This window comes from Wenzhouxiangella indolica (assembly GCF_042310355.1).
Taxonomy (GTDB): Bacteria; Pseudomonadota; Gammaproteobacteria; order Xanthomonadales; family Wenzhouxiangellaceae; genus Wenzhouxiangella.
On the sequence record NZ_JBHJMR010000002.1, the window covers coordinates 362,467 to 375,766 of the forward strand.

10 protein-coding genes are annotated in these 13,300 nt (G+C 65.4%); 2 read left to right on the plus strand and 8 right to left on the minus strand.

The genetic code is table 11. The annotated features are described in order from the left end of the window. Positions 1-24 precede the first annotated feature (24 nt). Both ACDC67_RS04720 and ACDC67_RS04725 read right to left on the minus strand, forming a co-directional pair. Positions 25-1,794, minus strand: a complete 1,770-nt coding sequence (locus tag ACDC67_RS04720) for a sodium:solute symporter family protein (protein ID WP_376691035.1) — start codon at positions 1,792-1,794, stop codon at positions 25-27. 9 nt (positions 1,795-1,803) lie between these two features. Next, positions 1,804-2,064: a DUF4212 domain-containing protein gene (locus ACDC67_RS04725; RefSeq protein WP_376691037.1), complete on the minus strand. Its 261-nt coding sequence runs from the start codon at positions 2,062-2,064 to the stop codon at positions 1,804-1,806. Positions 2,065-2,208: 144 nt separating this feature from the next. Here ACDC67_RS04725 and ACDC67_RS04730 point away from each other — a divergent pair, with 144 nt between their 5' ends. Further along, a complete protein-coding gene (locus ACDC67_RS04730) occupies positions 2,209-5,604 on the plus strand; it encodes a hybrid sensor histidine kinase/response regulator (protein WP_376691039.1) in 3,396 nt (1,131 codons plus the stop codon). Positions 5,605-5,613: 9 nt separating this feature from the next. On the opposite strand, the gene ACDC67_RS04735 is transcribed toward ACDC67_RS04730, so the two are convergent. Together ACDC67_RS04735 and acs are read right to left on the minus strand one after the other, a co-directional pair. Further along, positions 5,614-6,282 carry a response regulator transcription factor gene (locus ACDC67_RS04735; RefSeq protein WP_376691041.1) on the minus strand — a complete coding sequence of 223 codons (669 nt, stop codon included), beginning with the start codon at positions 6,280-6,282 and terminating at the stop codon, positions 5,614-5,616. 7 nt (positions 6,283-6,289) lie between these two features. Then, positions 6,290-8,251 carry an acetate--CoA ligase gene (gene acs / locus ACDC67_RS04740; protein WP_376691042.1) on the minus strand — a complete coding sequence of 654 codons (1,962 nt, stop codon included), beginning with the start codon at positions 8,249-8,251 and terminating at the stop codon, positions 6,290-6,292. 242 nt (positions 8,252-8,493) lie between these two features. Here acs and ACDC67_RS04745 point away from each other — a divergent pair, with 242 nt between their 5' ends. After that, complete coding sequence (locus ACDC67_RS04745; protein WP_376691043.1) at positions 8,494-9,849, plus strand: DcaP family trimeric outer membrane transporter; 1,356 nt, start codon at positions 8,494-8,496, stop codon at positions 9,847-9,849. A 15-nt stretch (positions 9,850-9,864) separates the two neighbouring features. On the opposite strand, the gene ACDC67_RS04750 is transcribed toward ACDC67_RS04745, so the two are convergent. Genes ACDC67_RS04750 through ACDC67_RS04765 form a run of 4 tightly spaced genes read right to left on the minus strand, consistent with a single transcriptional unit; the run spans position 9,865 to position 13,198 of the window. Beyond that, a complete protein-coding gene (locus tag ACDC67_RS04750; protein ID WP_376691183.1) occupies positions 9,865-11,253 on the minus strand; it encodes a DedA family protein in 1,389 nt (462 codons plus the stop codon). An 18-nt stretch (positions 11,254-11,271) separates the two neighbouring features. Further along, entirely contained in the window at positions 11,272-11,934 is a 663-nt protein-coding gene (locus ACDC67_RS04755; protein WP_376691045.1) for an HAD family hydrolase, read from the minus strand. Positions 11,935-11,940: 6 nt separating this feature from the next. Further along, on the minus strand, positions 11,941-12,375 hold the full coding sequence (locus ACDC67_RS04760; RefSeq protein WP_376691047.1) for a YccF domain-containing protein: 435 nt from the start codon (positions 12,373-12,375) through the stop codon (positions 11,941-11,943). A gap of 58 nt (positions 12,376-12,433) precedes the next feature. Further along, positions 12,434-13,198, minus strand: a complete 765-nt coding sequence (locus ACDC67_RS04765; RefSeq protein ID WP_376691049.1) for an EAL domain-containing protein — start codon at positions 13,196-13,198, stop codon at positions 12,434-12,436. Positions 13,199-13,300 lie beyond the last annotated feature (102 nt).

Here is a 13,300-nt window from a genome sequence, read left to right on the forward strand (position 1 = left end):
GGATCAACGGGGGAGAGCCGACGCTCAGTGGTCGAGAGCGGCCGGGGTTCCGCCGGGCACCCGGATATCCTCGACCAGGTGACGGATCTCGGCCGGCGGTGGTGCGGTGAGCTTGCTCACCACCATGGCCACGATCACGTTGAGTAGGGCGCCGACGACACCGATCCCTTCCGGCGAGATGCCGAACAGCCAGTTCTCGGGGATGTTCTCCGCCAGGGGCGTGATGAAGATGCCCTTGAAGTAGAGGATGTACCCGAAGGTGAACAACAGGCCGGTCAGCATGCCGGCAATGGCGCCCTCGCGATTGATGCGGGTCGAGAAGATGCCCATGATGATGGCCGGGAACAGCGAGGCCGCTGCCAACCCGAACGCGAACGCCACCACCTGGGCCACGAAGCCGGGCGGGTTATAGCCCAGGTAACCGGCAATGCAGATGGCGACCGCCGCGGCGATACGGCCGGTCAACAGTTCGCCGCGCTCGCTCATGTCGGGCTTGAATATCCCCTTGACCAGGTCATGCGAGACCGCCGAGGAGATTACCAGTAATAGCCCGGCCGCCGTCGAGAGTGCGGCGGCAATGCCACCGGCGGCGATCAGGGCGATGACCCAGTTGGGCAGGTTGGCGATCTCGGGGTTGGCCAGCACCATGATGTCGCGGTCGACCGTCAGTTCGTTGCCATCCCAGCCGCGTGAGTCGGCCACCGGGGCGAACTGATCGTTGGCGTCGTTGTAGTACTGGATGAGGCCGTCGCCGTTCTTGTCTTCGAAGCCGAGCAGGCCGGTTTCCTCCCAGGTCCGGAACCAGTCCGGGCGTTCCTCGTAGGCCAGGGGCTGGGTTTCCTCGCTGGTGCCACCCGGCCAGATGGTCTCGATCAGGTTCAGGCGCGCCATGGCGCCCACGGCCGGCGCGGTCGTGTAGAGCAGGGCGATGAAGAACAGGGCCCAGAAAGCGGAGCGGCGCGCATCGCTGACCTTCGGCACGGTGAAGAAGCGCACGATCACGTGCGGCAGCCCGGCCGTGCCGACCATCAGCGCCAGCGTGATGCAGAACACGTCGATCTTCGCCTTGGAGCCGTCGGTGTAGGCACCGAAGCCGAGATCCTGCACGACCGAGTCGAGCCGCTCGAGCAGCCAGGTCGATTCGGCGCCGCTGACGGTCGACCCCAGGCCGAGCTGGGGCAGGGGGTTGCCGGTCAGCTGGATGGAGATGAACACCGCCGGCACGGTATAGGCGAAGATCAGCACGCAGTACTGCGCGACCTGGGTATAGGTAATGCCCTTCATGCCGCCGAGAACGGCGTAGACGAACACGATACCCATGCCCACCAGCAGGCCGGTGAGAATGTCGACCTCGAGAAAGCGCGAGAAGACGATGCCGACCCCGCGCATCTGCCCGGCCACGTAGGTAAAGGAGATGAAGATCAGGCAGATGACCGCGACAACGCGCGCCGTCCTCGAATAGTACCGGTCGCCGATGAACTCCGGCACGGTGAACTTGCCGTACTTGCGCAGGTAGGGCGCGAGCAGCAGGGCCAGCAGCACGTAGCCGCCGGTCCAGCCCATCAGGTAGACAGAGCCGTCGTAACCAAGAAAGGCGATCAGGCCGGCCATCGAGATGAACGAGGCGGCCGACATCCAGTCCGCGCCGGTCGCCATGCCGTTGGCTACCGGGTGGACGCCCTTGCCGGCCACGTAGAAGTCGCCGGTCGAGTGTGCGCGCGACCAGATCGCGATGCCGATGTAGAGCACGAAGGTGGCGCCGACGACGATGTAGGTCAGTGTTTGCAGGTCCATGTCGGCTCCTTACTCTTCGTGGAAGTCGTGTTCGCGATCGAGCTTGTTCATGCGCCAGGCGTAGAACAGGATCAGACCGAGAAAGGTATAGATCGAACCCTGCTGGGCGAACCAGAATCCGAGTGGGTAGCCGAACAACTGGAACCGGTCGAGCACGTCGACGAGCAGGATGCCGAAGCCGAAGGAGACGGTGAACCAGATGATCAGGCAGATCGCCATCAGCCTGAGGTTGGCCTTCCAGTAGCGATCGCGGGTTGCTTGATCGGACATGTCGATGTTTCCCTCTTGGTTGGATTGACCACGAGGGGAATGTAGCAACGTCGCCCGTCGACTGCCTTTCGACTTTAGTCGATGACGGTGCGGGGCCAGGCGGGTAAATTGCTATGATGAGCGTGGTTCTCGCCCTGATCCCGGATGTTTTCACCACCCCTGATCGCCGCGCTGTCCCTGGCCTACGTCGGCCTGCTGTTCGCCATCGCCTGGTGGGGCGACCGGGTTGTCGCCGTTCCGTTGGGTGGCCGGACCCGTGCGGTGATCTATTCGCTGTCACTGGCGGTCTACTGCACGTCCTGGACCTTCTTCGGCGCGGTTGGAAGCGCAGTGGAGAACGGCTGGTTGTTCGCCACCATCTACCTCGGCCCGGTGCTGGTGCTGATCTTCGGCCATGACCTCATGCAGCGCATCCTGCGCCAGAGTCGTCAGCAGCGGCTGACCTCGATCGCCGATTTCATCGCCCACCGTTACGGTCGATCCCGGCCGCTGGCGGTGGCCGTGACCCTGGCGGCGGTGGTCGGCGCCATTCCCTACATCGCGCTTCAGCTCAAGGCCGTCACGATGGGCCTGGTGGCGATCAGCGACGGGCGCGGCGGGCTTTCCGAGCAGGCGCTGGCCTTGCTGCTGGCGCTGGGGCTGGGTGTGTTCGCCGTGCTTTTCGGCGCCCGGCGCCTGGAGGCAAGCGAGCACCATCGCGGCATGGTGCTCGCGGTGGCCTTCGAGTCGCTGGTCAAGCTCGTTGCCTTCGCCGCCGTCGGTCTGTGGGCCCTGTTCGCCGTTCTCGACGGCCCGGCCGGCATGGTCGAGCGCATCGGCGCGCAGGCCGAGTACCGCGAGCTGTTCCTGCCTTCGGCCCTGCCGGAGGGATTCTGGGTGCAGACCCTGCTGGCGGCGGCGGCCATCCTCTGCCTGCCGCGGCAGTTCCAGGTCAGCTTCGTCGAGAACGAGGAGGAGAGCGACCTGCGCACCGCGCGCTGGCTGTTCCCGCTGTACCTGATCGCGTTCACCCTGCTGGTGATTCCCATCGCGCTGGCCGGCATGGAGCGGCTGGGCGCGGGCAACTTCAATGCCGACACCTTCGTGCTCACCCTGCCGATGAGCGAAGGGCAGGGCTGGCTGACGATGCTGAGCTTTCTCGGCGGGTTTTCGGCGGCGACCGGCATGGTGATCGTCGCCACGGTGGCGCTGGCGACCATGGTCAGCAACGACCTGCTGGTTCCCATGCTGCTGCGACTGAAGAAGTCCCGTCGCGGCGAGGATTTCAGCCAGGTGGTGCTCAATGCCCGGCGCATCACGATCATTGCGCTGGCCGTCATGGCCTGGCTTTACTATCTGGTGCTTCAGGCTACCGACCGGCTCGCCGCGATCGGCCTGATGTCGTTCGCCGCCGTCATCCAGTTCGCCCCGGCGCTGGTCATCGGCGTGTACTGGCGGGGCGCCAGTCGCGAGGGCGCCATGACCGGCCTGCTGTTCGGCCTCGGCGTGTGGCTGTCGATGATCTTCATGCCCTCGATGCTCACTGACTGGCCAGCCTGGCTCGAACCCGGCCTGTATCGCGCCACGCTCCTGGGCCTGCTCGGCAACGTGACAGCGCTGGTCCTGGTCTCGCTGTGGGTGAGGCGTCGCCGGCCGGTTCTGCCGAGGCTGCTGGGTAGCCGCACCGCGAGGCCGGTCACCATCGGCGAACTGCGTGAGCTGGCCGCCGGCTTCATCGGTCGAGAACGGGTCGATACCGCCTTTGCCAGTGCGCTCGGAAGCGATGATCGGACCATCGACGAGGAGGAACCCGCCGATCACGATCTCATCGGCTTTACCGAGCGATTGCTGTCGGGCTGTATCGGCTCGGCGTCGGCGCGGACGGTGCTCGCCGCGGGCCTGCGGCGTAGCGGCATGCAGCCCGACGATGCGCTCGCCTTGCTCGAGCAGACTTCCAGCGCCATCCAGTTCAACCGCGACCTGCTCGACGCCACGCTCGATCACATCAGCCAGGGCGTGAGCGTGGTCGATGCCGACCTGAGACTGGTGAGCTGGAATCGTGCCTATATCGACTTGTTCGACTATCCCCCGGGTATGGTCTATATCGGTCGCCCGGTCGAGGAGCTGATCCGTTTCAACCTCGAGCGCTGGCACGGCGGCGCGCCTTCGAAGATCGAGGCGGGCGTCAACCGCCGCATGCACCACATGAAGCGGCGCACACCTTATGTCTTCGAGCGCCAGCACAGCAAGGACCGGGTGATCGAGATCCGCGGCAACCCGATGCCGCAGGGCGGCTACGTGACCACCTACACCGACATCACCAGCTTCAAGCGAACCGAGCACGAGCTCAAGCAGGCCTACGGCACGATGGAGCAGCAGGTGGCTGAACGCACGCGCGAACTCAACCAGGCGATGGAAGCCCTGGCGGCGGCCAAGCGCGAAGCCGAAGCGGCAAACGAGAGCAAGTCGCGCTTCCTGGCGGCCGCCAGCCATGACCTGCTGCAGCCGCTCAACGCCGCACGCCTGTTTTCCTCCACCTTGCGCCAATCCGCCGATCATCTTCCGGCCGAGGAGGCGAATCTCAGCCGGCGTGTCGACCACAGCCTGAGCGTGGCCGAGGATCTTCTATCGGCCCTGCTCGATATCAGCCGTCTCGACCAGGGAGCGCTGCAGCCGCGCTGGTCGGAGTTTCCGGTGCAGGTGCTGCTCGACAAGCTCGAACGGCAGTTCGCCGCCTTGGCCAATCGAAGGGGGCTGAAACTGCGCCTGCGTCGGAGCGGCATCTGGGTACGAAGCGACCAGAAGCTGTTACAGCGCATCCTGGCCAACCTGGTCGGCAATGCCTTGCGCTACACGCGCGAAGGCGGCGTGCTGGTCGGTTGCCGCCGGCACGACGACCAGGTCGCGGTCGAAGTATGGGACTCAGGCCCCGGCATTGCCGAAGCCGATCGCGAGCGCGTGTTCGACGAGTTCGAACGCCTCGCCGGCGAGGACGAGCCCCATTTCGCGGACCAGGGCCTGGGACTGGGGCTGGCGATCTGTCAGCGCATCAGCCTGATGCTCGATACGCCCCTGAACCTGCGCTCGAAAATCGGACGGGGAAGCGTTTTCTCCGTGACGGTTCCGGTCGCGCCGGCGGGCCGATGGGACGAGGGCCAGCGTGCGCCGCAGGCCGCAGAGATGCCGCGCGAGTTCGCCGGCAGGCGGGTGCTCTGCCTCGACGATGATCCCGACGTGCTCGACGGCATGCGCGCGATTCTCCAGCGATGGGGCTGCGAGGTCTTCACGGCGACCGACCGGGCCGCGGCGGCGGCACAGATTCACCGGAACCCCGACCTGATGATCGTCGACTACCACCTCGAGGGTCAGGACAACGGCCTGGATGCGGCCCTCGCCATCCGGGCCGAAAGCGGCCGGGCCATCCCGGTGCTGGTGGTCACCGCCGACCGCGGCGAAGAGCTGCTCGAGCGTGTCGGGGCGCTGGGGTTCCGGCGGCTGCTCAAGCCGATCAAGCCGGCGGCGCTGCGGGCGGTGATGCGTCGCCTGCTCGACGACGCCTGAGCGGGGCGATCAGGCCGAGTCGTCCAGTTCGCGCGGGGGAATCTGAAGGCGGTTGAGCAGGGTAACCGCCTGGGTGCGATTGGAAACTTCGAGCTTGCGCATGATGGCGGTCATGTGCGCCTTCACTGTCGCCTCGGTGATCTCGAGTTCCCAGGCGATCTGCTTGTTGAGCAGACCGTCGCCGAGCATCAGCAGGATGCGGTACTGCTGCGGCGTCAGCTCCCCGATTCGGCGCACAAGGTCGGCTTCATCGCGCGATCGCTCGTGGGGGGCAAGCCCGGCGGGTATCCAGGTATCGCCCTCGAGCACGCGGTCGATGGCCTGCTCGATGGTCTCGGAGTCCGCCGACTTGGACAGGAAGCCGGCCGCACCGTCGGCCAGAGCGCGTTGAATGATGCGCGCGTCGTCGTGGGCGGAAATCAGTAGTACCGGGATTTCCGGGTAGCGGCCGCGCAGCCAGGCGAGGGCCGACAGGCCGTGCCGGCCGGGCAGGTGCAGGTCGAGGAGGACGAGGTCGAATGCGGCATCGGCCTCCAGCAGGTCCTGGAGCTGTTCGAACGAAGCCGCCTCGGATACCCGGCAGTCGGGGTGAAGTCGTCGCAGCGTACCCGCCAGGGCTTCGCGAAACAGGGGGTGGTCGTCGACCACCACCATGTGCTCGGCCGCCTGGAGGTTCATGCGCGGATCAGACCTGGCGCCGGTTCTCGATCAGGTTCTCGACCACGTCCGGATCGGCCAGGGTCGAGGTATCGCCCAGCTGGTCGGGTTCGTTGGCCGCGATCTTTCTGAGAATGCGGCGCATGATCTTGCCCGAGCGCGTCTTGGGCAGGCCCGGCGCCCACTGCAGGTGATCGATTGTGGCAATCGGTCCGATCTCCTCGCGCACCCACTGGATCAGTTCCTTCGCCAGCTCGTCGTCGCCGTCGCGACCGGCCATCAGCGTCACGTAGGCGTACACACCCTGGCCCTTGATGTCGTGCGGAAAGCCGACGACGGCCGCTTCGGCCACGGCGGAGTGGGCGACCAGGGCCGACTCGACCTCGGCGGTACCCAGGCGGTGACCGGAGACATTGATGACGTCGTCGACCCGGCCGGTGATCCAGTAGTAGCCGTCCTCGTCGCGCTTGGCACCGTCGCCGGTGAAGTAGCGTCCGGGATAGGCCGAGAAATAGGTTTCACCGAAGCGCTTGTGATCGCCGTAGACGGTGCGCATCTGCCCCGGCCAGCTGTCGGTCAGCACCAGGTTGCCGGAGGTCGCGCCCGTCAGTTCCTTGCCGTCGGCATCGAGCAGGGCCGGCTTGATGCCGGGCAGGGGTCGGGTCGCCGAGCCCGGCTTGAGATCGGTGGCGCCGGGCAGCGGGCTGATCAGGATGCCGCCGGTCTCGGTCTGCCACCAGGTGTCGACGATCGGGCAGCGGCCATCGCCGACGACTTTGTAGTACCACTCCCAGGCTTCCGGGTTGATCGGCTCGCCGACCGTCCCGAGGATGCGCAGGGACTCGCGGCTGGTTTTCGTGACCGGTTCGTCGCCACCGCGCATCAGCGCCCGGATGGCCGTCGGCGCGGTGTAGAAGATGTTGACCTGATGCTTGTCGACCACCTGCCAGAAGCGGCTGTTGTCGGGGTAGTTGGGCACGCCCTCGAACATCAGGGTGGTCGCGCCGTTGGCCAGCGGGCCGTAGACGATATAGCTGTGGCCGGTCACCCAGCCGACGTCGGCAGTGCACCAGTAGATGTCGCCGTCGTGGTAATCGAACACGACTTCGTGCGTCCAGCTGGCCCAGGCCAGGTAGCCGCCGGAGGTATGCAGCACGCCCTTGGGCTTGCCGGTCGAGCCGGAGGTATAGAGGATGAACAGCGGATCCTCGGCATTCATCTCCTCCGGCTCGCAGTCGGCATCGACCTGTTCGACCGCCTCGTGCAACCAGTGGTCCCGGCCCGCGTTCCACTCGATATCGCCGCCGGTGTTCCTGACCACCAGTACCGACTCGACTCGCCCGGCCGCTTCTTCGTTGGTCAGCGCGCGGTCGACGTTCTTCTTCAGCGGCGTGGCCTTGCCGCCGCGCACGCCCTCGTCGGCGGTGATCACGCACTTGGAATCGCAGTCGACGATGCGCCCGGCCAGGGCGTCGGGCGAGAAGCCGCCGAAGACCACCGAGTGAACGGCGCCGATGCGGGCGCAGGCCAGCATCGCCACGGCGGCTTCGGGAATCATGGGCATGTAGAGGGTGACGCGATCGCCCTTGACCACGCCCAGGTGCTTGAGCACGTTGGCGAAGCGGCAGACGCGCTCGTGCAGCTGGCGGTAGGTGATCTTCTCGTCGCGCTCGGGGTCGTCGCCTTCCCACAGGATGGCTACCTGGTCCGCGCGGGATTCGAGGTGACGGTCCACGCAGTTGGCACAGACGTTGAGCGTGCCGTCGTCGTACCAGCGGATATGCAGGTCGTCGAGATTGAAGCTGACGTCCTTGATGCGCGAAAAAGGCTTGATCCAGTCAAGGCGCCGGCCGATCTGCTTCCAGAACGCATCCTGGTTTTCGCCCGCTTCGCGCGTGAGTTGCTCGAAGCCTTCCCGGTCGAGGTGCGCGCTGCGTGCGATCTCGTCGGGAACGGGATGAGTCTGGGCCTTGGAGTGCTGCTCTGACATGGGTGCTCTTCCTCTTTTCCGATGCGTCTTGAGTGCCGCTGTTCAGTGTCTCCGAAGGTCGTGGGCTTGTAAAGCGGGGGCCGCCTCCGGGTGCTACGACTTTGGTCTAACGACTAAAGGCTAATTGTCGTAGAAGGGCATTCGACGAAACATGTTCGGCATTGACCGAAGATGCCTGACACCAGAGGGAGATTCCTATGTTCTTTCGACCGACTGTCGATTCCACGAATGCGAGAGGCTCGTTGCCCCTGCGTCGCAGTCTGCTGGCGCTTTCCGTGGCCCTGGCGTGTGCCGCCGGCCCGGCACTGGCGGACGACGGCGACCGGGTCGCCGAACTCGAGCAGCGCGTGGCCGATCTCGAGGCCATGGTGCGCACGCTGCTCGATGAACGCGGTGACGGACGCGGCTCGGACCCCGAAGTCGAGCGCGTGGTCGAGGAATCTCGCGCAACCCGCGAGATGGTCGAAGCGATGAAATCGCGCGCCGAGCCGGTACTGGCCGCCGCCGAGGAAGCAGCCGAGGGTCCCGAGTTCTACTGGGGCGGCTTCATCAAGGCCGACGCGATCGTTTCGGACTTTTCAGACGGTGAGGTTGCGCCCGGCAGCATTGGCCGCGATTTCTTCGTCGCCAGCACCATTCCCGTCGGCGGCGAAGGCGAGGGCGCCGTTACCGACCTTCATGCGCGTCAGAGCCGTGTCAACTTCGGCCTGCGCCACCAGGTCGACGAAAACAACAAGCTGGGCGCCTTCGTCGAGTTCGATTTCCTGGCCACCGCCGGTGGTGACGAGCGGGTCAGCAACTCCTATTCGCCGCGGATGCGGCATGCTTTCGTGACCTGGAACAATTGGCTGATCGGCCAGACCTGGAACACCTTCATGGATGTCGGCACGCTGCCTGAAAGCGTCGACTTCATCGGCCCGGCGGGCAGCACCAGCTTCGGCCGCCAGACCCAGATCCGCTTCGACAACGGCAACTTCGCGATTGCGCTCGAAAACCCCGAGACCACGATCACCCCCTTCGGCGGTGGCGGTCGAATCGTCAGCGACGACCACCTGTTGCCCGAACTGGCCGCCCGCTACACCTGGAAGGGCGACTGGGGCCATGTCCAGCTCGGCGGCATGCTGCGCCAGCTCGCCTATGAGGACAAGGCGGCCGGCATCGACGACGACGAAATGAGCTGGGGCGCGAGCCTGTCGGGCAAGTTTACGATCGGTCGCGACGATATCCGCTGGATGCTGCACCACGGCGACGGCCTGGGCCGCCACATCGGCCTGAACTTCGTCAACGCAGCGGTGCTGACCGACACCGGCGAGCTCGAGCCGATCTCGACCACGGGCGGATTCGTCGCCTACCGACACTGGTGGAGCGAACGCCTGCGTTCGACCGCGGTGTTCGGTTACCTGGACGTGGACAATCCGGTCGAGTACACCGGAACCGGCGTCAACAGCGGTAACTGGAGCGGCCAGATCAACCTGTTCTACGATCCGGTCGATTCGCTCAGCTTCGGCATCGAGTACCTCACCGCCGAGCGCGAAATCGAGACCGGCGACAGCGGCCGCCTGGATCGCGTGCAGTTCACGGGCAAGTACAGCTTCTGAGCCTCGTGCCCGCCGTCAGGCGGAGGAGGCTTCGTCCGGATCCTGCGGGGGTGGGCCGCCCATTTCCCCATGTTCCGGCCCACGCTTTGACCTCAGCGCGGTGCCGGGCAGTTCCAGGGCTGCGGCCCAGGCCAGTCCCAGCGCCAGCCCGAGCGCGATTCCCGATGGCGCCGCCCAGCCGGCGACAATCGTGCCCAGCGCGACGGTGCAGAGAACGAAGGTGCCGATGGCGGCAAAGCCCACGGCTGACGCCCAGCTCAGCGCTCGAGCCGTCAACGCCGTGGTGTGGATCAACAGAACGGCTGCCACCGCAACCGGCACCGACGGGAACTCCGCGTTAGGGACGTGGCCCTCCAGCACAAAGCGGTCGAGGAGAAAGGCGCCGCCCGCAGCGCCCACGAGCCCGACGCCGACCCGCAGCGCCGCGATCCATCCAGCGCGCCACAGAAAGAACCCCATCATCGGAATCGCCACGGCCAGCACGCCGGGCCAGTGAAACGCGTGTAGTCCGCCGCGGGCGATAGAGACGGCCTCGTCCGTTCGAACATTGCCCATCCACTCGAGCACGGGAAAGTCGATCAGGGCCAGGCCCTGAACCGCCTGCGTCTGGCTGAATACCAGACCGACGCCGCCGGCCGCGGCCAGGAGCACGAAAAAGCAGAGCGTCAGGCTCAGCCCCTGGGCCAGGCGCGGATCCAGCCGGCGGCTCATCCAGCGGAATCCGGGCGCAAGCACGCGAGCGATGCCGCGAGTGCCCGTCCAGCGGAGCGTCAGCCGGAACAGGGCCTGCACCCGGCGACGATTCGCTGCGATTCGAGCGGCAACCCAGCGGATCAGCAGGGCCAGGATGAACAGGATCAGGATCAGCAGTGCCGCTGTTCCGGTCAACTCCCTGATCAGGCCCCAGGACTCCCCCAGCAAGTAACCGAGCGTACCGAACACCGCGGCCCAGACCAGGCTCGCAGGTATATCGAACAGAACGAAACGGCGATAGGGAACCTGTGAAGCACCGGCCAGGAAGGGAACGATGACGCGGGTCGGAGTCGATACCCGACCCAGCACGATCGCCCATTCACCCCGTCGCCGCATGAAGTCCTGCACGCGCTGGATCGAGGGTCCGAGCAGGCGCTGCAGCGGAGCCCATCCAAGCATTCTCCCGCCCCAGCGTCGACCGACGTAGAAACCCGTCGCGTTGCCCGTGATCGTGGCAACCGTCACGACCGCCAGCAGGGGACCCAGTTCGATCTGTCCGCGCGATGCGAGGATGCCGCCGGTGACCACGGCAAGCTCCCCGGGCGTGACGAAACCGAGGAAGAACGCAGCCTCCGTCCAGCAGAATATCCCGATCAGGATATAGACGGTGACAGGCGGTAGCTCGAACAGAAATTGAAGGAACTTCTCGATGACGTCACCTCCGCCGGGTTACCAGCTCGGATCCCGAACAGGTTCACCGGCATTCAGATCGGCCAGTTCGCCGGGGCGGTCGAGCAAGCGGGCTGCGCCGGACTCCAGCAGCTCGCCGCGCGAGCCATAGCCCCAGGTCACGCCCACGGGAAGAATGCCGTTGGCCCGAGCCCCGATCATGTCATGCCGGCGATCGCCGATCATGGTGGTGTCGGTTTGATCGAGCGAAAGGCGTTTGACAATCCAGGCCAGAAGGTCGGACTTGTCGGCACGAGTGCCGTCGAGTTCGCTGCCGAAAACCGCTTCGAGCCTGCCATCGAGACCGAAGTGCGAAACGATGCGCTGCGCATAGACCGTCGGCTTGGAAGTGGCCAGGTACAGGCGCGCACCAGCGTCGCGCAGTGCGACCAGGGCCTGTTCAATGCCGGGGTAGAGCCCGTTCTCGAACAGGCCGATCCGACCGAAGCGCTCCCGGTACAAATCGACGGCCCGATCGGCCGCCGATTCATCGCCGCCGAGCAGCGCCACGAAGCTCTCGCGCAGGGGCGGGCCGATGCAGTGGAGAAGCCTTTCCTGCTCAGGCACGGGTTGGTCGAGCCGCCGCAAGGCATGCTGAATGCAGCGCGTGATGCCTTCGCGCGGGTCAGTCAAGGTGCCGTCGAGATCGAGCAGGATGTTCAAGCCGGTTCAGTTCCTGTTTGCTGCACGGGTGGCATGGGCGACCTCGGACAGGACCACCGACTTGCCGATCGGAAACAGCGCGATGCCGGCTAGCTTGACGTGCTGGATGCCGAAGGGAATGCCGATTATCGTGATAAACAATACCAGCGCCCAGAACAGGTGGCCGATGGCCAGCCAGATGCCGGCGAGCACGAACCAGATGACGTTGCCGGCCACGCCCAGGCAGCCAGTGCCCAGGTCGTCCTTGCCGGTCAGTGCCTTGCGATCGACCGCTTCACGCCCGAACGGCCAGAACATGAACTTGCCGAGCACGAAACAGGCCCGGCCCCAGGGAATGCCGATGATGCTGATGAAGCACACCAGACCGTAGAACCACCAGGCCAGGCCCATGAAGAAACCGCCGAGAACGAACCAGATGATGTTGCCGAGCAGTCTTAGCATTCGCGGAACGCTCCTCGTTCGGGATGGCCCGGGTTACGGATTCCCGATGTCCGTTGGTTCAGTCCAGCTCCGACCAATCGATCTCTGGCAGGGCCTCGAAAGCCGGGCGCGCCAACAGGTATCCCTGAATCAGATCCACGCCCATGCCCCTGAGGGTCTGGAGTTCCGCGCGGGTTTCGACGCCTTCGGCGATCGCCCGGATGCCGAGGCTGCCGCATACCGATAGTGTTGCCTTGACGATGGCCTGACGGCTGGCCTGACTGTCGATGTCGCGTATCAAGCCCATGTCGAGCTTGACCAGATCCGTGCGGAAGTCGGCCAGCAGGCTCAGGCCGGCATAGCCCGCACCGAAGTCGTCGATCGCCGTCTGGAAGCCCTGGGCCTGGTAGTAGCGGATGATCTTGTCGAGGTGGTCGGGATCCTCGATGCGCTCCCCTTCGGTGATCTCGAAAATGATCCGGTCGGTCGGGAAATCGTGCGTGCTGGCGGCTTCCAGGGTTGTCTGGATGCAACGTTCCGGCTCGTAGACGGCGTTGGGCATGAAGTTGATGCTCAGGGATGACTGCATGCCCAGCTTCGCCGCCCATTCGATAGCCTTGATGCGGCAAGCCTGGTCGAAACTGTAGCGGTTGCCATTGTTGACCTTTTCGAACACGACGCCGGCCGGCTCGCCGGCCGGGCCCCGCACAAGCGCCTCGTGCGCGAAGACCGTTCTTTGCTTCGCGTCGACGATCGGCTGGAACGCCATTGAGATCTTGAACCCTGGATCGATGCCGTTGCCGCAAATCGTGCAACCGGGCGTGCTCTGATCGGTATCTGCCATGCAAGCGAATACGGTTCGAGTAACTGTCCCGAAAGTATGCCACAGGACTCCTCGTCTTTAACCTGTGTTGTGGACATTGACGGCAGGGACGACTACGCTGGT

Bases quoted from the DNA above. Each gene is read 5' to 3' on its own strand.
- ACDC67_RS04720 (WP_376691035.1), bottom strand. From the start codon at position 1,794: ATGGACCTGCAAACACTGACCTACATCGTCGTCGGCGCCACCTTCGTG.
- ACDC67_RS04725 (WP_376691037.1), bottom strand. From the start codon at position 2,064: ATGTCCGATCAAGCAACCCGCGATCGCTACTGGAAGGCCAACCTCAGG.
- ACDC67_RS04730 (WP_376691039.1), top strand. From the start codon at position 2,209: ATGTTTTCACCACCCCTGATCGCCGCGCTGTCCCTGGCCTACGTCGGC.
- ACDC67_RS04735 (WP_376691041.1), bottom strand. From the start codon at position 6,282: ATGAACCTCCAGGCGGCCGAGCACATGGTGGTGGTCGACGACCACCCC.
- acs (WP_376691042.1), bottom strand. From the start codon at position 8,251: ATGTCAGAGCAGCACTCCAAGGCCCAGACTCATCCCGTTCCCGACGAG.
- ACDC67_RS04760 (WP_376691047.1), bottom strand. From the start codon at position 12,375: ATGCTAAGACTGCTCGGCAACATCATCTGGTTCGTTCTCGGCGGTTTC.
- ACDC67_RS04765 (WP_376691049.1), bottom strand. From the start codon at position 13,198: ATGGCAGATACCGATCAGAGCACGCCCGGTTGCACGATTTGCGGCAAC.